The sequence below is a fragment of the Amnibacterium sp. genome (assembly GCF_051956055.1).
Lineage (GTDB): Bacteria > Actinomycetota > Actinomycetes > Actinomycetales > Microbacteriaceae > Amnibacterium.
Genome location: NZ_JBQCGC010000047.1, coordinates 26850 through 47740, shown reverse-complemented (window position 1 = coordinate 47740; position 20891 = coordinate 26850). Strand labels below are relative to the sequence as shown.

Sequence of the window (20891 nt, the reverse complement as noted above, 5' to 3'; positions counted from 1 at the left end):
GCTGCAGCGGGACGAGGACGGCATCGCGCTCGGCGGGATCCGGCCCCCGTGGGTGGCCGTGCCGGTCGCGACGCACCTCCCCCACGGCACCCCGTCCGACGAGTCCGAGCCGCCGCCCGAGTGGATGCCGTTCAGCCGACCGGAGATGCTCGCGCGGCTCGTGGGCACGATGCGGCACTTCCCACTCGCCGAGACGCACCGCCGGTACGGCACCAGGGCCGCGTGGCTCCACCGCTTCGCGGCGGCCGCTCGGGAGCACGTCGAGGCGGGCTTCCTGCTGCAGGAGGACGCCCGCGAGCTCGTCCGCGACGCCCCGGCGCGCTGGCGCGGGTGACCCGCCCCAATCGCAGGAAACCTGATACCGTCCACCACGGTCCGTCGCAGGACGGAGAGCAGAGGAGCCCTTCATGAGCGTTCGTCTCGACGGCAGGACCGTCGTCGTCACCGGCAGCGGCAGCGGGCTCGGCGCCGCGTACGCCCGAGCCCTCGCGGGGGCCGGCGCCGCCGTCGTGGTGAACGACGTCTCCGCCGATGCCGCGGCCTCGACGGTCGACGCCATCACCGCAGCGGGCGGCCGCGCGGTCGCCGTGGTCGCTCCGGTCGGAACGGCGGAGGTCGCCGACCGCCTCGTGGCGACGGCGCTCGCGGAGCTCGGCGGCTTCGACGCGATCGTGACGAACGCCGGCATCCTGCGCGACCGGTCGATCCTCAAGATGACCGACGACGACTTCGATCAGGTGATCCAGGTGCACCTGCGGGGCACCTTCACGTGCGCGCGCGCCGCCTACGCCTCCTTCAAGGAGCGCGGCGTGCCGGGCCGGATCATCGCCATCGGCTCCCCCACGGGGCAGCGCGGCAACTTCGGGCAGACGAACTACGCCGCCGCCAAGGCGGGCATCGTCGGGATGGTGCGCACCTGGGCGCTCGAGATGCGCCGGGCCGGGGTCACCGCCAACGCGGTCGTCCCGGTCGCGGCGACGGCGATGACCCGGACCGTGCCCTACTTCGCGGCGGCGATCGAGGCGGAGGACGCCGGTCGCCCCATGCCGGACTTCTTCCGGAAGGACCTCGGCTTCGGCTCGGCGTCGGACGTCGCGGGTCTGATCGTCTGGCTGGCCTCCGCCGAGTCGGACGGCGTCACCGGGCAGGCGATCGGGGTCGGCGGTGACCGCGTGCAGCTGTGGTCGCACCCCGAACCGGTGCTGACCGAGCTCCACGACGGCGGCTGGGACGCGGACGCCGTCGCGACCGGGTTCGCCCCCGTGCTGCGGGAGCACCTCCAGAGCGTCGGCGAGGAGTTCCCCCCGCTGCCGACCGAGCTCGACCGCAGCGCGGGCTGACGCGCGTGTACACCCCCGCCGTCGACGTCGAGGCCCTGCAGGCCATCGACACCCACGTGCACGTCGAGGCCGACGCGCACGGCCACGCCTCCCTGCCTCCCGCGATGGCCGAGGCCGCGCAGCGGTACTTCCGCGCCGATGGCGTGACGCCCGACATCGCGGGCATCGCCGCGTACTACCGCGAGCGCCGCATGGCCGCCGTGGTGTTCACCGTCGACGCCCGCACCCAGCTCGGGCACGACCCGATCCCCAGCGTGGATGTCGTCGAGCAGGCCGCGGACCACGCGGACGTGCTCGTGCCGTTCGCCTCCGTCGACCCCCGCCGCGGGCCGGCCGCCGTGGACGAGCTCCGCGCGCTCGTCGTCGACCACGGCGCGCAGGGGGTGAAGCTCCACCCGACCGTGCAGGGGTTCGATCCGAGCGCCGACGCCGTCCGCCCGCTGTGGGAGGCGATCGCGGAGCTCGGGATCCCCGCCGTGGTGCACACCGGTCAGACGGGCATCGGGGCCGGGCTGCCCGGCGGCGGCGGCCTGAAGCTGCGCTACTCCGACCCGATGCTGCTCGACGACGTGGCCGCGGACCTGCCGGACCTGCGCCTGATCATGGCCCACCCCTCCGTCCCGTGGCAGGACGCCGCCATCTCGATCGCCACCCACAAGCCGAACGTGTGCATCGACCTGTCCGGCTGGAGCCCCAAGTACTTCCCGCCTCAGCTGGTCCGCGCCGCCCGCACGCTGCTGCAGGACCAGGTGCTGTTCGGCTCGGACTTCCCGCTGATCACCCCGGACCGCTGGCTGCGCGACTTCGCCGCGCTCGAGGTGCCCGATGCGGTGCGTCCCAAGATCCTCGTCCAGAACGCCGCCCGAGTGCTCGGGCTCGCCCCGAAGGAGACCGCATGACCGCCCGAACCGTCACCATGGCCGAGCTGCCCGGTCTCGCCGGGACCGAGATCGGCACCTCCGACTGGCTGGAGGTCGACCAGGCGAGGATCGACCGCTTCGCCGACGCGACCGACGACCACCAGTGGATCCACGTCGACCCGGAGCGCGCCGCGAGCGGCCCGTTCGGCACGACGATCGCCCACGGCTTCCTGACCCTGTCCCTCTTCATCCCGCTGTGGTCGGGGCTGCTCGAGGTCACCGACGCGACCACGCTCGTGAACTACGGTCTCGACCGAGTCCGTTTCACCTCCCCGGTTCCGGCGGGCTCCCGCGTCCGGTTGACGGCCACGTTGACCGGCGTCGAGCCGGTCGCCCGGGGCGGGTACCAGCTCGCCGTCTCCGGGGTCATCGGGATCGAGGGGCAGGAGCGGCCGGCGGTGGTGCTCGAGTTCCTCTCGCGGGTCTCCTAGCCGCCACCAGCACCGGAAGGATCGACGATGATCCCTGAAGGCATCGGCGGCTGGATCCGCCGCCGCGCGCGGAGCTCGTCCGAGCACCCCGCGATCGTCTTCCAGCGCCGCGAGATCACCTACGGCGAGCTGGCCGAGCGCGTCGACCGTCTCGCGGCGGGCCTCCAGGGACTCGGGGTCGCCGCCGGTGACCGTGTCGCCTACCTCGGCAGCAACCACCCGTCGTTCGTGGAGACCCTGTTCGCGGCTGGCCGGCTCGGCGCGATCATGGTGCCGCTCAACACCCGGCTCGCCCCGGCGGAGCTCGGGTACATGCTCGGCGACTCCGCGCCGCGCGTGCTCGTGAGCGGCGCCGAGCACGAGACGACGGCGGTGGCGGCCGCGGAGGATCGTGACCTGATCCGCGTCGTCGTCGGCGTCCCGGAATCCGCGCCGGGTGCTGGCGTGCTCGACTACGACGGGGTGCTCCGCGACGCGGACCGGGACGCGCTGGTGCCGGCCTCGACGACGCTCGACGACCCGGCGCTCATCATCTACACGTCGGGCACGACCGGACGGCCGAAGGGGGCCGTGCTCAGCCACGGCGCGATCACCTGGAACGCCGTCAACGTGCTCGCGGACTACGACCTCACGAGCACCGACCGCGCGCTCATGATCTCGCCGCTGTTCCACGTCGCGTCGCTCGGGATGGGCTGCCTCCCGGTGCTCCTGAAGGGCGCGACCGTCCTGCTCGAGGAGCGGTTCGTGCCGGGCGACGCGCTGCGGAGCATCGAGTCGCTGCGCGCGACCGCGATCAGCGGGGTGCCCACCACGTTCCAGCTGATGACCGAGGACCCGGCCTGGGCCACCACCGACATCTCCTCCCTCCGGCTGCTCACCTGCGGCGGCTCGGCCGTGCCTGCGCGGGTGCGGGAGGCGTACGAGGCGCGGGGGCTCGCCTTCTCCGGCGGGTACGGCATGACGGAGACGAGCCCGGGGGTGACGATGCTGCCCGCATGGCACTCGGTCGACCACGCCGGCTCCTCCGGCCTGGCCCACTTCTTCACCCGCTACCGGATCCGCGCCGACGACGGGACCCTCGCCGCACCCGGACGGCCGGGCGAGATCGAGGTGTCCGGGCCGAACGTGTTCTCCGGGTACTGGCGGAACCCGGAGGCGACCGAGCAGGCCTTCACCCCCGACGGGTGGTTCCGCACCGGCGACGTCGGCATCGCGGACGAGGACGGGTTCCTCACGATCTCCGACCGGCTGAAGGACATGATCATCTCCGGCGGGGAGAACGTGTACTCGGCCGAGGTCGAGCAGGCCGTGATGACGATCGAGGGGGTCACCGGCGTCGCCGTGGTCGGCATGCCGCACGAGCGCTGGGGCGAGGTGCCGCACGCCGTCGTGACGCTCGCCCCCGGTCGCACCCTCGACCCGGAGGAGCTGGTGGCGCGGCTGTCGCTCCTGCTCGCCAGGTACAAGGTGCCGCGCACGCTGGAGATCGTCACCGAGCTGCCGCGCACCGCGAGCGGGAAGGTGCGCAAGCACGAGCTCCGGCGCCGCGCGGAGGACCGCGCCTGACCGTCGGGGTGCCGATGCGGTCAGCGCTCCAGCTCGGCGACGAGCTCCAGTCCGCGCCGGGCCCACGCGATCTCCGTGCGGGCCCGGTCGACCAGGCCCTCGTAGGCGAACCGCTTCCACGCCGTCGTCGCCGCCTGCTCCGGCGGCGCCGTGACCGCGAGCCGCCGTTGGAGCATCGGGCTCTCGCCCGCGTCGATGCGGGCGATCTCCTCCTCCCACTGCGCGAGCTCCTCCTGCCACCGCTGCTCGTGCGCACGGAGCACCGCGCGGGCGGCCTCCGCGTCGACCGCCTCGAGGTAGGCGGCCCGGAGGTGGGCGGGATCCCGCACCCGGTGGTAGCCCACAGGGCTGCGCATCCACGCCGCGAACGCCGTCTCCCCCTCCGGGGTCACGTGGTACAGCCGACGCGCGCCGCGCTCGCCCCTGGTCTGCTCCTCGGCGACGACCAGCCCGTCGGCCTCCATCTTGCGGAGCTCGGGGTAGATCTGCGAGCCGGGCGCGTGCCATACGTGGCCGACGGAGACCGAAAACTGCTTCTGCAGGTCGTAGCCGGAGAGCGGCCCGACGCGGAGCAGGGCGAGCAGCGCGAAACGAAGGCTCATCGGTCATCCGGACGACGGGGCGGGCGGGGGGCCGATGCTAGCAAGCAGGCTCCCCGCCGCCTCGACTACCGGGCTTCGCCCTCCCGATAGCCGGTGCGCCAGCCCCCGTGGTACGTCGTCCGCGCCACCGTCGAGTACGGCGCCGGGCTCACCACGGCCCGCACCTCCGTCTGCACGTGCGGCTCCACGGTGGCCTTGCGGCTGCCGCCGTCCGGCTCGCCCCACACCACGCGCAGCTCCGCCCCCTCCGGGACGTCCGGCGCGACGGTGGCGAGCGAGAGGCCGCGGCGCTCGTTCGCGCTGTAGCCCGTGAACATGGAGAAGCCGACCACCGTGCCGTCCGCGTCGATCACGGAGTCGTAGTTCGCCGACCCGTAGTTGGCGAGCGGCAGGTCGAAGTACTTGTACTGCGGGCCGTCGACGTCGAGGAGCGATCCCCACACCCGGGCCAGGTCCTCCCCGTTCCAGGCGAGCGTCACCTTGCGACGCTGCGTCGCGGGGTCGATCGCCTCCAGCGCGTCCCGGCCGATGAAGTCGTGGTCGAACTTCACGAAGGACCCGTACCCGAGCTCCCACGGCGTGAGGTAGTAGTCGGCGATGTCCTGCGAGACGAACGAGCCGGCCAGGGTGCCGGTCGCCTCGTAGCTGTCGGCGCCGAGCCACTCCCGGTATCCGCGCTCGGCCTCGCCCGTGTAGATCGCGGGCAGCGGCGACGGGATCCACCCCGACTCGAGCGTGTTCGACGGGTAGGCGCGGGACCCGACGGGCAGCAGCCCGGAGTCGGCACCCGCCTCGAGGATCAGGTCGCGCACCCGGCCGTGGTGCTCGTACGGCCCCCAGAGCTCGAGCCCGGGCGCACCGGCCATCCCGTGCCGGAGGGTGCGGACCTGCTCGCCGCCGACCGACATCGTCGCCATCGAGAAGAACTTCAGCTGCTCGAGCGGGCCGCCGTTCAGCCGCTCGATGACGTCCCACGCCGCGGGCCCCTGGATCTGGAAGCGGAAGTAGCGGCGCTGCACGGCCTGCCCGTAGGGGCGGGAGGGCGAGCGGCGGTCGATCTCGACCTCGAGATCGCGGTAGCCGCCCGTCTCCGCGTGGTACATGAGCCAGTTCGCGGCGGGCGCGCGCCCCACGTATACGTACCGCTCCTCCTCCTCGTGGAACAGGATCCCGTCGCCGATGACGTGCCCGGCGGCCGTGGTGGGCACGTACTGCTTCGCGCGGTTCACCGGGAAGACCTTGGTCGAGTTGATCGCCGTGTCCGAGATCAGCCGGATCGCGTCCGGACCGGTGAGGAACAGGTTGTCCATGTGGTGCGACTGGTCGTACAGCACCGCCGTGTCGCGCCAGGCCCGCTGCTCCTTGATCCAGCTGGTGAAGTCGGACGGCACGACGGGGTAGATGTACGAGCCGTTCTGCGTGTCGCGGAGGTGATCGTCGGCGTTCGTGGTGTCGATCAGCTGATGCTGTTTCTGCGGAATGGTGAGGTTCCTCCTTGAGTCTCGGTGGTTCAGAAGACGATGGTCTGGTCGCCGTGCAGGACGACGCGGTCCTCGGCGTGCCAGAGGACGGCGCGGGAGAGCACCGCGCGCTCGACGTCGGCGCCGCGCCGCTGCAGGTCCGCGGCGCTGTCGGCGTGGGTCACGCGCACGACGTCCTGCTCGATGATCGGCCCGGCGTCCAGGTCGGGGGTGACGTAGTGGGACGTCGCGCCGACGAGCTTCACGCCGCGCTCCTTCGCGCGCCGGTAGGGCGCCGATCCGACGAACGCCGGCAGGAAGGAGTGGTGGATGTTGATGACCGGCACCCCGACGCGCGCGAGGAAGTCGGCCGAGAGCACCTGCATGTAGCGCGCGAGCACCACGAAGTCGACGTTGCCGACGAGCAGCCGCAGGAGCTCCTCCTCCGCCTCCGCACGCCGGTCCGCCGCGGAAGGCACGTGCACGAAGGGCACGCCGAACCCGCGGACGTCCTCCGCCACGGCCGTGTGGTTCGACACGACCATGGGGATGGTGACGGGCAGGTCGCCTCGCCGCACCCGCCACAGCAGGTCGAGGACGCAGTGATCGGACAGGGACACGAGCACCGCCATCCGCAACGGGACGCCGAGGTCGCGGAGCCGCCAGCGCAGCCCCACCGGGTCGAGCTCGGCGGCGATCTCGCGCCGCAGCTCCGGCATGGCGAGCGCCAGATCCGGCCGGTCGAAGACCACCCGCTGGAAGAACGCGCCACCGTCGGGATCGTCGGTGTACTGGTCGAGGGTCACGATGTTGCCGCCGAGGCGGACGATCAGCGCGCTGATCATCGCCACGAGCCCCGGCCGGTCGGGGCCGTCGACGACGAGGCAGGCGCGATCGACGGTGGCGCTCACCGGCGCGCCTCGCTCGCGGTGCGCAGCCGTTCGTCGACCCAGCGGGCGGATGCCGCGATCCCGCCGAAGGTGTAGAGGTGCACGGCCACCGGACCGAGCGCCGGCTCGGCCGCGACCCGATCGGCGAGGTCCCCGACGAACGCGTCGGGGCCGGCCGTGCCCATGAGGTTCGCGAGGGAGAAGCCGTACTTGCGCACGATCGTCGCGTTCGAGCGCACCCCGAACCGGCGCGCGAAGGCGAGCAGCCGTTTGACCCCGGCGGGGCCGGGGGTACCGACGCGGATCGGGGCGTCGACGCCGCTCCGCCGCGCATTCCGGATCCATCCGGTGACGGCGTCCGCGTCGAAGGCGAACTGCGTGATCACGCTGGGCAGCAGCCCCTGCTCGGCGATCTCGGCGGTCTTGGCGAGGAGCGCCTCCTGCAGCACCTCGGAGGCGATGTCCGGGTGCCCCTCCGGGTAGCCGGCGACGCCGACCTCCCGCACCCCGTGCGCACCGAGGAGCCCGCTGCGCACCACCGCCAGCGCGCTGTCGTACGGCCCCTCGGGAGCGGCGGGATCGCCGCCGACGACGAAGACGTGCTCGCTGCCGCCGACGTCCTCGAGCCGGGACAGGTACTCCTCGAGCTGCGCGGTCGACGCGAGGCGCCGCGCGGACAGGTGGGGGACGGGGACCAGGCCCTGGTCGAGCACGGCGCGCACCGCGCCGAGCCGGAGATCGAGGTCCTCGTTGCCGAGGAAGGTGATGTTGACGCGCGTGCCGTCGGGGATCCAGGGCCGCGCCTCGGCGGGCGCCTGGACATCCTTACCCGTCATCTCGAGCGACCAGTCCGTGAGGAGCTCGCCGACCGCGTCGACCCGGTGTCCGTCCATCGGCATGTCCACCCCTCCGCGCGTCGCTGCACGTGTCCAGTACGGAGGAATTTACCTATCGTCATACCTATCTGTCGAGAGGCAAAACATCGTCGACTAGCGTCGCAGCCGTGCCCGATTCCGTCGCCCCTCCGGTACTGAGCCACTTCGCCAGCATCGCCGTGGAGGTGGCGCCGCCGATCGATCTCGGCGCCGGTGAGGGCGAGCACCGGCGCATCGTGCCGATCCTCGGGGGGCGTGTCGAGGGCCCCCGGCTCTCCGGTCGCATCCTGCCCGGCGGCGCGGACTTCCAGGTGCTCCGCAGTCCGACGCTCACGGAGCTCGAGGCGCGCTACGCGATCGAGACCGACGACGGCGACCGCGTGTACGTCGAGAACTTCGGCATCCGCTCCGGCAGCACCGCGGACATCGCGCGGCTGGTGGAGGGCGAGCCCGTCGAGCCGTCGCGCATCTACTTCCGCTCGAATCCGAGGCTCTCCTCCGCCGCTCCCCGCTGGTCCTGGCTCGCGTCGCGCCTGTTCATCGCCCGGGGCGTGCGCCTACCCGATCGCGTCGGGCTCGAGGTGTTCCTGGTCGAATAGGTGGTCGACGCGGTCCCGTCCGGCGGTGCCCGTCCTATGGTCGTGACGTGGACCTCGACGCAGCGGGAGCGCGATCGCGCAGCGATTCGATGCGCCGGCATCACGCGAGCGCCCCTCCGGAGGCCGTCGGTCGCCTCGAGTGGGTGGTGCAGCGGGTCTCCCGCGCGCTGCAGCGCGCGGTCGATCTCGTGGCGGGCGACCACGGCATCACCGCGGCGGAGTACCACCTGCTCCTCGCGGTGAGCGACGACCTGGGCCGGTCGAACGCGGAGATCGCGAGGCTCACGTTCGTGACCCCGCAGTCCGCGAACCTGGTCCTCGCCGAACTCGAGCGTCGCGGCCTCCTCGAGCGGCGCGACGACCCGAACCACGGACGGATCCGGCAGGCACGACTCACTCCTGCGGGCCGCGAGACCCTCGACGGCTGCGTCCGGGAGATCGCCGCGATCGAGGAGCGCGTGCTGTCGACCCTGGACGACGAGCAGCGCCGGATCCTCCTGCCCGCGCTGTGGCGATCGGCGGAGACCCTCGCCGGCGGCTACTTCGGCGACGACGGTGAGGAGGCGCGCGCCGAGGCGCTCCGGCGCTCGCGGCACACGACCCGGACGACGTCGTCCTGACGCGGACGCGCGGGCGACCGCGCGCGGAGCGCACGGTTGCCCCGCACGGGCACACCCGTTATGTTGCGTTCCCACAGAAAGGTGGCTCGATGATGCGCTCGCCTCACCGCCCGTTGGACGCCCCCCGGCACCCGGGAGCCGACGTCGCGCTCGCGACGCGCGGCGCCGACGATGCCGACGACCACGCCGTGCCGGACTACGTCTGGCCGCTGAACCCGTGGGGCGGCTACCCCTTCACCCTCAAGCGGTCGTGAACCGGCGGCGCCGCTGACTCGAGCACCTCGGCAGGCCCTCCGCGCTTCGGCAGGCCGGAATGCGGCTCCAGGGCCTGCCGAAGCGGCCGCAGCCTGCTCAGGTGCTCGACGACGTGCGCCGGGGCCGCCTCCGGGCACCCCGCCCGGTGACGACGGCTGTGCGACGATCGGCGCGGATCCGGCGGAACCGCGCCGACGAGGATCGATGCTGACGAGAGGTGGCCGCATGGACGGGTTCCCGGCGCACGAGGAGCTGCTCGCCCAGGAGGCCGAGCTCCAGCTCCCCTCCTTCACGTACGACGACGCCTGGGCGCTCGGACTGCGCCTCGTCGAGCTCGCGCGCGCCGACGCGCTGCCGGTGGCGATCGACATCCGTCGAGGACGGCAACAGGTGTTCCATGCGGGGCTCGCCGGGTCGTCGGCGGACAACGACCACTGGATCCGCCGCAAGGTGCGCGTCGTCGAACGGTTCGGCACCAGCTCCCTGGCCGTCGGCCAGCTCTGGCGCGAGCGCGGCACCACGTTCGAGCAGGCGTCGGGGCTCGATCCCGCGCGGTTCGCCGCGGCCGGCGGGTGCTTCCCGGTGATCGTGCGCGGCGCCGGCCCCGTCGGCACGGCGGCCGTCTCGGGCCTGCCGCAGGTCGAGGACCATCGGCTCGTGGTCCGCGCGCTGCGGGCGCACCTCGCCGCCGTCTCCGGGTGACCGTCACATCGCCGCGTTGAGCTCCTGGATGTGCCGGAGCGCGGCGGCCTGGGCGGCCACCTCCAGCGTGACCGGTCCGCGGTAGCCGGACGCCGCGAGGACGCGGAGGAAGCCGGGCCAGTCGACGTCACCGGTGCCGGGCGCGCCGCGCCCCGGCACGTCGGCGATGTCGACGGAACCGAGGTACTCCCCCGCCCTGGCCAGCTCGCCGGCCGGGTCCTCGCCGTTCACGAGCGAGTGGTAGAGGTCGTAGTCGATCCCGAACGCGGTCGGGTCCCCGATCGCGCTCGCGATCGACAGCGCATCGGCCGTGCTGTCGACGATGGAGCCGGGATGGTCGATCCTCGTGTTCACCGCCTCGATGAGCAGCAGGACGCCGCTGCCACGCGCAGCCTCGACGGCCCGCGCCATCGCCGCGGTGACCCGCTCGAGGTTGACGGCGCGGTTCGCGCCCGGGAAGCCGACCCCCGTCGTCACGATGAGCCGCGGCGCGCCCAGGGTCACGGCGTCGTCGAGGCTGCGCCGCAGACCGTCGAGGAAGCGCGTGAGATCGGTGCCCGGGAACGTGAAGTCGCAGTACGGCTCCGCGACCACGCTCGCGACCGAGACGCCCGCGTCGTCGAGCGCCCGGCAGAGCGCCGGGACGTCCTTGTCCGAGGTGCGGAAGAGCCCGACGTGGTCGAAGCCGGCGGCGGCGACGGCGCGGACCCGGTCGGCCGGATCCGGTCCCGCCTCCGCGAAGCCGAGGTCGATGTTCGGGGCGAGGGTGAACAAGTCGCCTCCCGGATCAGCGGACCGCGCTCGCTGCTGCGAGGTCGTCGTCGATCGCGCGCTGCACCGCCGCAGGGAGGATGAAGAACTCGACCGCGAGCGGCACGGCGTCGTCCCAGTGCGTCCGCGTGCGCAGCCGCTCCGCCGCATGCGGCGCGTGCCGCTCGAAGACCTCCAGCACGGTCGCGTAGGCCGCCTCGTCCTCGATGATGTCGCCGAGGGTGCTCCGGAGGGAGAGCGCCATCGGCGGCCTCGGCGCGGGGAGCGGCACGGTCACGGTCCACTCGTGCTCCCCGCTGCCCACCTCGAACCCGGGTGAGCCGTCGGGCAGCCGGACGTGCGCGCAGCTGTTCGGCGGCACGACGGCGGAGACGCGCACCCGCTCACCATTCCGTCGCCAGCCCACCACGGCGGGGCCGTACGGCGTGCGCAGGCGCGCCTCGGCGTGGTCGAACCCGGGCAGCGGGACGGGTGCGATCGACAGCACGCGGTAGCCGGGCTCCCCGGGTCCGAGGCCCGCGAGGCCCCGGTGCAGCCAGTCGGCGACCGCACCGAATGCGTAGTGGTTGAAGGAGGTGCTCGCCGGGCTGGGCGACCCGTCCGGGCGCAGCGCATCCCACGCCTCCCACGTCGTCGTGGCGCCCATCGTGATCGGGTACAGCCAGGACGGGCACTCGGTCGCGGTGAGCAGGCGCGTCGCCGCGGCCCACTGGCCGGTCACGGCGAGGGCCTCGAGCACGAACGGCGTGCCGACGAAGCCCGTGCCGATCCGGTAGCCGTTGACCCGCACCAGCTTCGCGAGCCGGCGTCCCATCGCGAGGCGCCGCTCCTCGTCCGGGGCGAGCCCGAACACGATCGCGAGCGCGTACGCCGTCTGCGCGTCCGACACGAGCCTCCCGGACGGCGACACGTACTCGCGGCCGAACGCGGCCCGGACCTCCTCCGCGAGCCGGCGGTACCGCGCGGCGTCCTCGTCGCGGCCGAGCACCGCGGCGGCCCGCGCGACGATGTCGGCGGATCGGAACAGGAACGCCGTCGCGACCAGCTCCTTGTCCGCCTTCGCGTCGGTCGGGGCGTCCGCAGGAGCGGTGGGGTCGAGCCAGTCGGCGAACTGGAACCCGCCCTCCCAGAGGCGGTTCTCCCCCGCCAGCCGCTCGAGCAGGTCGACCCAGCTCGTCATGCTCGCGTACTGCGCATCGAGCACCCCCACGTCGCCGTAGCGCTCGTACAGCGTCCAGGGCACGATCGTCGCCGCGTCGCCCCAGGCGGCGGTCGGGGACACGGCCATGCGCGAGACGTCCGGGACCAGGAACGGCACCGTCCCGCCGATCGCGCGCTGCTCGATCGCGACGTCGGCGAGCCAGGAGGCGAGGAAGCCGTCGACGTCGAACAGTGCGGTCGCGGTCGGCGCGAACATGCTGATGTCGCCGGTCCAGCCCAGCCGCTCGTCCCGCTGCGGGCAGTCGGTCGGCAGGGAGACGAAGTTGCTGCGGGTGCTCCACACGATCGCCTCGTGCAGCCGGTCGACCAGCGGGTGCGAGGTGCGGAGGCCTCCGATCGGCTCGAGGTCGCTCGAGACCGCGACCGCGGTGAACGCCTCGGCGGGCACGTCGCCCGGCCAGCCCTCGACGCTCGCGTACCGGAAGCCGTGGAAGGTGAAGCGCGGTTCCCAGACGAACGACCCGCCGTCCGCGGTGTAGACGTCCGTCGCCGCGGCCCCGCGCTGGGACGCGCGGTCCAGCTCGCCGTCGTGCACGATCTCCGCGTGGCGCAGTGTGATCGTCGTCCCAGCGGGCAGGGAGGCGCTGATCCGCACCCGGCCGGCGAGGTTCTGACCGAAGTCCAGGATGGTGGCTCCGGACGGCGCGACGACGGCGGCGGCCACGGGCAGCTCGGCGACCGTCCGCACGGGCGGCGCCGACCGCGGGACGGGCACGACCGGGTCGCCGACGACGACGGGGGCCCACGAACCGTCGTCGAAGCCGGGGGACGACCAACCGGGCATCGCCCGCCGCGCGTCCTCGTGCTGGCCGCTGTAGATGCCGGCGGCCCGCACCGGGCCGTCCGCCATCGCCCGCCATCCCGGGCCGGTCGTGACGGTCTCGGACCGCCCGTCCGCGTAGCGGATCACGAGCTGGAGCGCCGCGCTCGGCTGCTCGCCGTAGAACGGCCTCGCATCGGCGCCGAAGCCGTACGCCTCGCTGTACCAGCCCGCCGCGAGCTCGACACCGATCGCGTTCCGTCCAGGCCGCAGGAGCGCGGTCACGTCGGTCGCGTCCTCGATCACCCGCCACTGGTACGACGTCCAACCCGGCGCCAGCGTCGCGTCGTCGACCCCCGCGCCGTTGACCTCGACCTGGGAGACGCCGTGGGCGGTCGCGTGCAGCACCGCGCGCAGGACCCGGCCGTGGACGTCGAACTCGGTGCGCAGCAGAGCCGGCTGCCCGATCCGCTCGGGCGCGGGCAGGCCGACGAGTGGCACCGACGCCCACGACTCGGGCGGCAGGAACCCTGCCGCGACGGCCCGGGGCGCGCTCCAGTCCGACGTGCTGCCGTCGGTGCCGCCGACGCGGACCCGGAGGGTGCGCTCCTCCCCCGCGGCGAGCGGCGGAAAGGGCCACGGCACGAGCGCCGAGGCGTCGCCCTCGAGACGCACGACGCGGCCATCGGCCTCGAGCTCGACCCAGGCCTGGCGCCAGTCCCGGGTGACGGTCTCGGTCACCCAGGTGACCCGGGGCGCCGCCACGGGGACGAACGGCGAGTCCGTGCGGTGCTCCAGCTTCGTGATCGCGACCAGGGGCACCGGGGCCATCGACGCTCCTTCGCATAGCTACCAACTGTTTGGTTGGGTTGTACGCTAAGCCGGACGAGGGGCGATGTCAACGAGGAGGAGGACCACGTGACGGAGGGCGAGCCGACCGACCTGGACCGAGCGAGCCGCACTCGTGCGCGCATCCTCCAGGCAGCGCGCGCCGAGTTCGCGGCAGCGGGCTTCGGGGGTGGTCGCGTCGAGCGGATCGCAGCGCGGGCCGGCAGCAACAAGGAGCGCATCTACGCCTACTTCGGCGACAAGCGCTCCCTCTTCGCGGCGGCGGTCGCCTCCGCCGTGGAGGAGCTCGGCGGCGTGGCCGTGGCGGGTCCCGACGGCCTCGGCGGCTGGGCCGAGCGCCTGTTCGACTTCATGGCCGCCCACCCCGACACCCTGCGGCTGCTGCGCTGGGCCCACCTCGAGTCCGACGCGCCCGCGGAGGAGGCCGATGAGCGGCTCGCGGAGCTCCCCCGGCCGGAGGACGCCGTCGCCCGGTGGCAGCAGCAGGGTCTCGTCTCTGCGCGGTGGGACCCGCACGACCTCGTCGTGCTCGTCCTGGGCCTGTGCGAGGTGTTCCACACGCCGCCCTACCGACCCGGCGAGCCCGGTGCCGCGGCTGTCGACGCCCGGCGCCGCGCGCTCGTCCGCCACGCGGTGTCCCTGCTGGCCGAACCCGCGCGCTGAGCGGATCCGAGCCGTCGCCCTCTCGCCAGGCCGCCCGAGCACCTCGGCAGGCTGCGCTCGCTTCGGCAGGCCGGAACGCGCCTCCAGAGCCTGCTGAAGCGATGACAGCCTGCTCAAGTGCTCGAAGCGCGCCGGAGCGTGTCAGCCGCGCAGCCGCTCCGCCGCCGCGCGGGCTCCGCGCACCGCGATCGCGACGCTCATGAGGGTGGGGTTCATGGCCGTCGCGGTCGGGATCAGCGCGTTCCCGCCGACCACGAGCCGCTCGAAGCCCCAGACGCGCGACCACGGGTCGGCGACGGAGGTCCCGTCGTCGTGCTCCCCCATGCGCATCGTGCCCTGGAAGTGCAGGCTCGACCCGTTCGGCAGCAGTCGTGGCTCTGCGATGAAGGTGCCGAGGGCACATCCGGCGCGCCCGAGGTGCTCGGTGCCCTGGGCGATCTCGGCCTGCTCCGCCTCCGTGAGCTCGTACCGGATCGTCATGTTCGGGAACCCGCGGTAGTCGAGCTCCTCGTCGTCGAAGGTCACGCCGTCCTCGAACCGCGGCCGCTTCCGCATGCCGTAGCCCATGTTGACGTAGCCCCAGCGGTTCCGGGCCGCCGGGTGCGCGGGGTCGAGCGGGAACGGCGGCCGCTCGGCGTACATGACCTGCAGTGCGAACGGGTGGTCCGGCTCGGAGAACGGGATGCGGTTCACCGCGCCGACCGGGTCCGCGGGGTTCTTGGCTCGGCGCGCGAGCTCGGCCTCGAGCTGGTCCTCCGTCGCGTGCCGGCTCATCCGCTCCTCGTCGAGCACGACGGTGGAGATCACCATCGGGTGCTCGGTGAGGTAGTGGCCGAGCGCGGTCGGTCGGATGCCTGACGCCCAGAGCAGCTGCGGCGACCGGAACGCGTCCGCCGCGACGACGACGAGGTCCGCGGCCACGTGCTCGGTCGTCCCCGAGCGGAGGTCCTCGACGGTCACCCCGGTGACCACGCCGTCCTCGTGCTCGATCCGCCGCACGAGCGTCAGGTCGCGCAGCTCGAAGCGCTCCGCCAGCGCGTTCCCCTGCTCGATCAGCGGGCCGAGGACGACATCGGTGCCGGCCCAGCGCATCGAGCCGTCCGGCTGCGGATCACCGGCGACGGGGAGCGTGCTCGGGCCGTAGCCCTCGGGCAGCTCCGCGCCGAACTCCTCCTCGAGGAGCGCGCGGATCGCGGCGCTCACGCCCGAGTCGGCGAAGGCCGACTTCTGCACGTGCAGGAGTCGCTCGGCCTCGGCGATCAGCTGCTCCCACTCGGCGTCGGGGATGAACGGGATGCGCTCGCTGAAGGCGGGCGCGGGGGTCGCGCAGGTCCAGTGCGCACCCATGCCGCCGACGTTCGTCGACGCCGCGGCTGCGGGGAAGGTCGGCGCGTGCGCGGAGCCTTCGCCGCCGAAGTCGAGGAGGTGCGTGCCCCCGCGCGCGGTGAACATGCCCTCGACCATCGCGCCCTCCGGGAGACCGAGCGACTTCCGGAACGAGCCGGCCTGCGGCCCCTGCGACCGCTCCCGCGCGCGCTCCTTCTCCTCCGGGTCGGGGATGTTGCGGACGCTCTCACCGGGGATCGCGGTCAGGCGAGGTCCCGCCTCGAACATGACGACGCTGGCATCCGGCACCGACTCGAGGATGATCCGCGCGTAAGCGGATCCGATCGGGCCGCTGCCGACGATTGCGACGGTCGGGCGGACGGGCATTCGGGACTCCTTCTCGAGTGGTTCAGGCGATGGACGGTTCAGGGCTCGCGCCGACGTGGGTGTCCGGCAGGCGGCCCGCGGGCAGCAGCACGGAGGCCACGATGCCGAGCGCGTAGGTGCCGGCGAGGGCGAGGAAGATCGGCGAGAACACGCCACGGTAGATCGCGGCGACCTGCGTCTGCAGCGCATCAGGAGCGGCGTGCACGACTGCGGGCGTGAGCGACGTGGGGTCGAGCCCGGTCGGCAGGAGGGCCGCCACGCCGAAGCCGATCACGCCGCCGATGACCGCGGTCGCGATCGTCGCCCCGACCGAGCGGACGAGGTTCACGGCGGCGGTCACGGACCCCATCTCACGCTCGGGCGCAGCGCTCTGCACCACAGCGACGATGAGGCTCATGAACGCGCCCGTGCCGAGGCCGACGACGCCCATCATCACGGTGGGAACCCAGAGCGGGAGTCCGACGGGCAGCAGCGACATGACGAGGAGGCCGGCTGCGCCGAGGGCGGTGCCGATCAGCGGGAAGGCCCGGTAGTGCCCGGTCCGGCTGACGAGCCAGCCGGAGACCAGGTTGCTGACGAGCATGCCGAAGACCGTCGCGATGGGGACCAGGCCCGACACCGTCGCGCTGGTCCTGTACGCCATCTGGAAATAGGTCGGCAGGTAGGCCGTGATCGAGAAGAGGCCGATGCCGACGATGGCGGAGACCGCGCTTCCTGCGGCGATCGTGCGATGCGCGAAGAGCCGCAGCGGGACGATCGGGGCGGCCGCCCGCGATTCGGCGACCCCGAAGGCCGCGAGCGCGAGCACGGCGACGATCGCGGCGACACCTGCCGAGGGCGCGAGCCGCGCGTCGCCCACCCACGTCGCCGCCATCACGAGCGCGGCGAGTCCGACGGTCATCGTGACCGCGCCGGCGGTGTCGAACCGAACGCGCTCACCGTGGCCCGGCAGATGCGGGACCGCGACGACGGCGAGCACGAAGGCCACGATGCCGACCGGCACGTTCACCCAGAACACCCACGGCCAGCCCCACGTGTCGGTGATGACCCCGCCGAGCACGGGTCCGACGAGGATCGCGACCGGGAAGGCGGCGCCGATGATCGCCATGTACTTCGGCCGCTGTCGGGGCGTCGTCGTCCTCGCGATGATCGTCTGCGAGAGCAGCTGCAGCCCGGCGGAGCTCATGCCCTGCACGACGCGCGCGCCGATGAGCCACGCGATGTCCCGGGCGAAGCCGCACGCGAGCGACGCGGCCACGAACAGCAGCAGGGACGCGAGGAAGACGGACCGCGCGCCGACGACGTCACCGAGGCGGCCGATCACGGGCAGCAGCACGGTGCTGGCGAGGGTGTACCCGACGACGATCCAGCTCATGTGTTCGAGGGCGCCGAGCTCCCCGGCGACGGTGGCGAGCGAGGTGGCGACGACGGTGTTGTCGAGGGCGCCGAGGAACGAGACGGCGAGGAGTGCGACGAGCAGTGCGCGGAATCGCGCAGCGGAGAGCGGCATGGCGGAGAGCCCGATCGATCGGGCAGTCGACGCGACCGACTGTGCCCCCGTCGCCGGATTCCGACGGGGAACGGGCCGAGGCCCCAGCGCCACGATCATGGTATCCCGACTTCCGCACGAAAACAACAAAACGCAGGTCGACCGTGCCAGAATCAAGCATGACTCGCGACGCCGCGCTGCGCTTCGGCGCACAGACCGACGAGGTCGTGAGCCTCCTCCGGATCGTCAATCTCGTCCGCACAGGAGAGGCGCAGACCCGTCCGGAGATCGGACGGTTGACCGGCCTCGGCCGTGGCGTCGTCGCGCAGCGGGTCGAGACCGCCATCGAGATGGGCTTCATCGAGGACGGCGAGTTCGGCCCGTCCTCCGGCGGCCGGGCTCCGCGGACGCTGCGGTTCCGCGCCGACCGTGGCGCGATCGTCGTCTGCGCCCTCGGTGCGCTCCACATCCGGGTCGGGCTCGCCCGGCTCGACGGGGAGATCATCGCCAGCGACCACCGGCTGTGGGACATCGCCGAGGGGCCCGAGGCGACGCTGGACGTCACCCTCGCGATGGTGGACGACCTGCTGGAGCGGGGCGATGCGCCCGAGGTCTGGGCGGTGGCGGTCGGCGTCCCCGGCCCGGTCGACTTCGAGCACGGCGTCCCGGTCGCCCCGCCGATCATGCCCGGCTGGAACGGGTACGACGTCCGAGGTCGGTTCGAGGACCATCTCGGCGCACCCACGTGGGTGGACAACGATGCCAACCTGCTCGCACTCGCGGAGCGCGCGCGACGCGGCGACGGCGGGCTGGACCTCATCTACTGCAAGGTCGGTACCGGCATCGGCGCGGGGCTGCTCACCCGGGGCAGGATCCACCGTGGCGCGAACGGCGCGGCCGGCGACTTGGGCCACGTGCGGCTGCCGGGGTCGTCGGCCCGCTGCCGATGCGGCAAGCGCGGGTGCCTGGAGGCGGAGGCAGGCGGCTGGGCGATCGTGCGGGACGCGGAGTCGGCCGTCGCGGCGGGTGCCGAGGGCGTGCTGTCCTCGCTCGGCGCGCTCACGCCCGAGGCGGTCGCGATCGCGGCGAACCACGGGGACGCGCTCGCGATCTCGCTCGTCGAGCGCTCGGCGAGGCGCGTGGGCGAGACGCTCGCGTCGCTCGTGAACCTGTTCAACCCGAGCACGATCGTCATCGGGGGCGCCGTATCGGCCGCGGGCGAGACGTTCCTGGCTCAGGTGCGTCAGCGGGTCTACGAGCTGTCGCTCCCGCTGGCCACCCGCGACCTCGTGATCACCCGGTCCCACGGCGATGAGCGCGAGCCGCTCCGAGGCGGCGCGCAGCTCGCGATCGAGGAGCTCTTCGAGGCCACGTTCCCACGCTGGTTCGCGGCGGGCCGCCCGACGATCGAGCGGATCGCCCAGGTCGCCTGACCGGGCCACCGCCCGGCCGGTGCGGAACCACCACCGGTCTCACTGCCTCGAGACCACCCCGCACCCTTCGCGCAGGTCGGAGTGATCTCGAGGCTCGCACGCGCTCGCACCTCGATCACCGGAGGGACGAGAGCGAAGCGGGCCCCCACACCGCGCTAGGAGCGCACCTCGGTCCACCGCGAGCCGTCCGCGGCGCTCGCCTCCACCGCGGCGAGCGTCCGCTGCACCGACAGCCCCTCCGCGAATGTCGGATGCGGATCCGTCCCACCGTCGATCGCGCGGACGAGGTCGACCACCTGGTGCGTGAAGCCGTGCTCGTAGCCGAGCATGTGGCCCGCGGGCCACCACGCGGAGACGTACGGGTGCTCCGGCTCCGTGACGAGGATCGTGGTGAATCCCTGCACCACGGCCGGGGCGGCCCGGTCGTAGTAGCGCAGCTCGTTGAGCCGCTCGAGGTCGAATGCCAGGGCTCCGTCGGTCCCGGACACCTCGATCGTCAGCGCGTTCTTCCTGCCGGTCGCGAAGCGCGTCGCCTCGAACGACGCGAGCGCGCCTCCGTCGAGCCGCCCGCTGAAGAGGGCGACGTCGTCGACGGTGACCGGCCCGGTCTCGCCGGTGGCCGTGCCCGCGAACCCGGCGCGCTCCCCCACGACGGGTCGCTCCTTCACGACGGTCTCGGTCGTCCCGGACACCGCGACGACGTGCTGCCCGGTCACGAACTGCGCCATGTCCACGATGTGCGCGCCGATGTCGCCGAGCGCTCCCGAGCCCGCGTGCTCCTTCTGCAGGCGCCAGCCGAGCGGCACCTCGGGGTCGACGAGCCAGTCCTGCCGATAGGCCGCCCTGACCTGCTGCACCTTCCCGATCCGCCCCTCGGCGACGAGATCGCGGAGGAGGGTGACCGCGGGGACGCGGCGATAGGTGAAGCCGACCATCGCCCGGACGCCGCGCGGCCGGGCCCGCTCGGCCGCCGCGGCCATCGCCTCGGCCTCCCCGACCGAGTTCGCGAGGGGCTTCTCGCAGAGCACGTGCTTGCCGGCGTCGAGCGCTGCGATCGCGATCTCCGCGTGCGAGTCGCCCGGGGTCACGATGTCGACCACGTCGATGTCGTCCCGGGCGATCACCTCCCGCCAGTCCGTCGCCGCTTCGCCCCAGCCCCAGTGGCGCGCGGCCTCGGCGACGGCTTCGGCGTTCCGCCCGACGAGCACGGCCGTCTCGACGCCATCGGGCAGGTCGAAGACGCGGGGCGCCTGCCGCCACCCGACGGAGTGGGCGGCGCCCATGAAGCCGTAGCCGATCATCGCGACGCGCAGCGTCATGCGAGCACGACCTCGCGCGCGACGGGGACCCGGTTCGTGACGTACCGCTGCGGCGCGATCTGCATGTACAGGAGGCGCATGGTCAGGACCACCTCGACGGTGACCTTGGCGCCGGGGGCCGGCACCTCGTCCAGACGGGCGACGACGTCCGGCCGGTCCGCCACGTACCAGAGGGTGTCCCACTGCTCGGGCAGCTCGTCGACGGTGTAGGAGCGGCCCCCGAGCTCGAACCGGATGCGGTCCTTCGGCACCGGGACGCCGTTCACGGACATCTCGACCCCGTCCACGGCCGACAGCCAGAGGCTGCGGTACCACGGGATCTGGACGGAGACGGCGATCCCGTCTTCCGTCCTGCGGACGTTCTCGGGCTTGAACAGGGAGTTGTGGGTGGCCATCGGATCAGTCCTCGAGGT

The 20891-nt window shown here is 73.1% G+C and carries 21 protein-coding genes; 11 read left to right on the top strand and 10 right to left on the bottom strand.

Features of this window, described 5'->3' with window-relative positions; all coding sequences use genetic code 11:
* The 5 genes from ACTHLI_RS07375 to ACTHLI_RS07355 all read left to right on the top strand — a co-directional run.
* Window positions 1-334 (top strand): alpha/beta hydrolase domain-containing protein (locus ACTHLI_RS07375; RefSeq protein ID WP_440182510.1); only part of this gene is annotated, 334 nt, incomplete at its 5' end.
* Between the two features lie 73 nt (window positions 335-407).
* A complete protein-coding gene (locus ACTHLI_RS07370) occupies window positions 408-1340 on the top strand; it encodes an SDR family NAD(P)-dependent oxidoreductase (RefSeq protein WP_440182509.1) in 933 nt (310 codons plus the stop codon).
* Window positions 1337-2239, top strand: a complete 903-nt coding sequence (locus ACTHLI_RS07365) for an amidohydrolase family protein (RefSeq protein WP_440182512.1) — start codon at window positions 1337-1339, stop codon at window positions 2237-2239. Before ACTHLI_RS07370 ends, ACTHLI_RS07365 begins: the two co-directional genes overlap by 4 nt.
* Window positions 2236-2691 carry a MaoC family dehydratase gene (locus ACTHLI_RS07360; protein WP_440182508.1) on the top strand — a complete coding sequence of 152 codons (456 nt, stop codon included), beginning with the start codon at window positions 2236-2238 and terminating at the stop codon, window positions 2689-2691. The genes ACTHLI_RS07365 and ACTHLI_RS07360 overlap by 4 nt, the downstream gene beginning before the upstream one ends.
* A 27-nt stretch (window positions 2692-2718) precedes the next feature.
* Window positions 2719-4257, top strand: a complete 1539-nt coding sequence (locus ACTHLI_RS07355; protein WP_440182507.1) for an acyl-CoA synthetase — start codon at window positions 2719-2721, stop codon at window positions 4255-4257.
* Between the two features lie 20 nt (window positions 4258-4277).
* Here ACTHLI_RS07355 and ACTHLI_RS07350 read toward each other — a convergent pair whose 3' ends face one another.
* From ACTHLI_RS07350 to ACTHLI_RS07335, 4 genes are all read right to left on the bottom strand, one after another.
* Entirely contained in the window at window positions 4278-4859 is a 582-nt protein-coding gene (locus tag ACTHLI_RS07350) for a PadR family transcriptional regulator (protein ID WP_440182506.1), read from the bottom strand.
* A 65-nt stretch (window positions 4860-4924) separates the two neighbouring features.
* On the bottom strand, window positions 4925-6340 hold the full coding sequence (ligM, locus tag ACTHLI_RS07345) for a vanillate/3-O-methylgallate O-demethylase (protein WP_440182511.1): 1416 nt from the start codon (window positions 6338-6340) through the stop codon (window positions 4925-4927).
* Between the two features lie 29 nt (window positions 6341-6369).
* Window positions 6370-7230, bottom strand: a complete 861-nt coding sequence (purU, locus tag ACTHLI_RS07340; protein WP_440182505.1) for a formyltetrahydrofolate deformylase — start codon at window positions 7228-7230, stop codon at window positions 6370-6372.
* Window positions 7227-8108, bottom strand: a complete 882-nt coding sequence (locus ACTHLI_RS07335) for a methylenetetrahydrofolate reductase (RefSeq protein ID WP_440182504.1) — start codon at window positions 8106-8108, stop codon at window positions 7227-7229. The genes purU and ACTHLI_RS07335 overlap by 4 nt, the downstream gene beginning before the upstream one ends.
* Before the next feature lie 104 nt (window positions 8109-8212).
* Here ACTHLI_RS07335 and ACTHLI_RS07330 point away from each other — a divergent pair, with 104 nt between their 5' ends.
* The 4 genes from ACTHLI_RS07330 to ACTHLI_RS07315 all read left to right on the top strand — a co-directional run bounded on the left by ACTHLI_RS07330 (window position 8213) and on the right by ACTHLI_RS07315 (window position 10260).
* Window positions 8213-8683: a DUF3237 domain-containing protein gene (locus ACTHLI_RS07330; RefSeq protein ID WP_440182503.1), complete on the top strand. Its 471-nt coding sequence runs from the start codon at window positions 8213-8215 to the stop codon at window positions 8681-8683.
* A 47-nt stretch (window positions 8684-8730) separates the two neighbouring features.
* On the top strand, window positions 8731-9303 hold the full coding sequence (locus ACTHLI_RS07325; protein ID WP_440182502.1) for a MarR family winged helix-turn-helix transcriptional regulator: 573 nt from the start codon (window positions 8731-8733) through the stop codon (window positions 9301-9303).
* An 89-nt stretch (window positions 9304-9392) separates the two neighbouring features.
* On the top strand, window positions 9393-9557 hold the full coding sequence (locus tag ACTHLI_RS07320; RefSeq protein ID WP_440182501.1) for a hypothetical protein: 165 nt from the start codon (window positions 9393-9395) through the stop codon (window positions 9555-9557).
* Between the two features lie 205 nt (window positions 9558-9762).
* Window positions 9763-10260: a heme-degrading domain-containing protein gene (locus ACTHLI_RS07315; protein ID WP_440182500.1), complete on the top strand. Its 498-nt coding sequence runs from the start codon at window positions 9763-9765 to the stop codon at window positions 10258-10260.
* Between the two features lie 3 nt (window positions 10261-10263).
* On the opposite strand, the gene ACTHLI_RS07310 is transcribed toward ACTHLI_RS07315, so the two are convergent.
* On the bottom strand, window positions 10264-11034 hold the full coding sequence (locus ACTHLI_RS07310) for a sugar phosphate isomerase/epimerase family protein (RefSeq protein ID WP_440182499.1): 771 nt from the start codon (window positions 11032-11034) through the stop codon (window positions 10264-10266).
* A 13-nt stretch (window positions 11035-11047) separates the two neighbouring features.
* Complete coding sequence (locus ACTHLI_RS07305; RefSeq protein ID WP_440182498.1) at window positions 11048-13843, bottom strand: family 78 glycoside hydrolase catalytic domain; 2796 nt, start codon at window positions 13841-13843, stop codon at window positions 11048-11050.
* 87 nt (window positions 13844-13930) lie between these two features.
* Between ACTHLI_RS07305 and ACTHLI_RS07300 the strand changes: the two genes are divergently transcribed.
* Entirely contained in the window at window positions 13931-14524 is a 594-nt protein-coding gene (locus ACTHLI_RS07300; RefSeq protein WP_440182497.1) for a TetR family transcriptional regulator, read from the top strand.
* A 141-nt stretch (window positions 14525-14665) separates the two neighbouring features.
* Here the strand turns inward: ACTHLI_RS07300 and ACTHLI_RS07295 are convergent, their stop codons facing one another.
* Together ACTHLI_RS07295 and ACTHLI_RS07290 are read right to left on the bottom strand one after the other, a co-directional pair.
* A complete protein-coding gene (locus tag ACTHLI_RS07295) occupies window positions 14666-16237 on the bottom strand; it encodes a GMC oxidoreductase (protein WP_440182496.1) in 1572 nt (523 codons plus the stop codon).
* 22 nt (window positions 16238-16259) lie between these two features.
* Window positions 16260-17747, bottom strand: coding sequence for an MFS transporter (locus tag ACTHLI_RS07290; RefSeq protein ID WP_440182495.1), 1488 nt, complete (start codon window positions 17745-17747; stop codon window positions 16260-16262).
* Between the two features lie 158 nt (window positions 17748-17905).
* Between ACTHLI_RS07290 and ACTHLI_RS07285 the strand changes: the two genes are divergently transcribed.
* On the top strand, window positions 17906-19159 hold the full coding sequence (locus ACTHLI_RS07285) for an ROK family protein (protein WP_440182494.1): 1254 nt from the start codon (window positions 17906-17908) through the stop codon (window positions 19157-19159).
* Window positions 19160-19314: 155 nt separating this feature from the next.
* On the opposite strand, the gene ACTHLI_RS07280 is transcribed toward ACTHLI_RS07285, so the two are convergent.
* A complete protein-coding gene (locus ACTHLI_RS07280) occupies window positions 19315-20478 on the bottom strand; it encodes a Gfo/Idh/MocA family protein (protein ID WP_440182493.1) in 1164 nt (387 codons plus the stop codon).
* Window positions 20475-20873 carry a C-glycoside deglycosidase beta subunit domain-containing protein gene (locus ACTHLI_RS07275; protein WP_440182492.1) on the bottom strand — a complete coding sequence of 133 codons (399 nt, stop codon included), beginning with the start codon at window positions 20871-20873 and terminating at the stop codon, window positions 20475-20477. Before ACTHLI_RS07275 ends, ACTHLI_RS07280 begins: the two co-directional genes overlap by 4 nt.
* Window positions 20874-20891 lie beyond the last annotated feature (18 nt).

Coding starts and splice junctions, on each gene's coding strand:
- ACTHLI_RS07370 (WP_440182509.1), top strand. CDS start 408: ATGAGCGTTCGTCTCGACGGCAGGACCGTCGTCGTCACCGGCAGCGGC.
- ACTHLI_RS07360 (WP_440182508.1), top strand. CDS start 2,236: ATGACCGCCCGAACCGTCACCATGGCCGAGCTGCCCGGTCTCGCCGGG.
- ACTHLI_RS07355 (WP_440182507.1), top strand. CDS start 2,719: ATGATCCCTGAAGGCATCGGCGGCTGGATCCGCCGCCGCGCGCGGAGC.
- ACTHLI_RS07350 (WP_440182506.1), bottom strand. CDS start 4,859: ATGAGCCTTCGTTTCGCGCTGCTCGCCCTGCTCCGCGTCGGGCCGCTC.
- ACTHLI_RS07335 (WP_440182504.1), bottom strand. CDS start 8,108: ATGCCGATGGACGGACACCGGGTCGACGCGGTCGGCGAGCTCCTCACG.
- ACTHLI_RS07320 (WP_440182501.1), top strand. CDS start 9,393: ATGATGCGCTCGCCTCACCGCCCGTTGGACGCCCCCCGGCACCCGGGA.
- ACTHLI_RS07315 (WP_440182500.1), top strand. CDS start 9,763: ATGCTGACGAGAGGTGGCCGCATGGACGGGTTCCCGGCGCACGAGGAG.
- ACTHLI_RS07305 (WP_440182498.1), bottom strand. CDS start 13,843: ATGGCCCCGGTGCCCCTGGTCGCGATCACGAAGCTGGAGCACCGCACG.
- ACTHLI_RS07295 (WP_440182496.1), bottom strand. CDS start 16,237: ATGCCCGTCCGCCCGACCGTCGCAATCGTCGGCAGCGGCCCGATCGGA.
- ACTHLI_RS07290 (WP_440182495.1), bottom strand. CDS start 17,747: ATGCCGCTCTCCGCTGCGCGATTCCGCGCACTGCTCGTCGCACTCCTC.
- ACTHLI_RS07285 (WP_440182494.1), top strand. CDS start 17,906: ATGACTCGCGACGCCGCGCTGCGCTTCGGCGCACAGACCGACGAGGTC.
- ACTHLI_RS07280 (WP_440182493.1), bottom strand. CDS start 20,478: ATGACGCTGCGCGTCGCGATGATCGGCTACGGCTTCATGGGCGCCGCC.
- ACTHLI_RS07275 (WP_440182492.1), bottom strand. CDS start 20,873: ATGGCCACCCACAACTCCCTGTTCAAGCCCGAGAACGTCCGCAGGACG.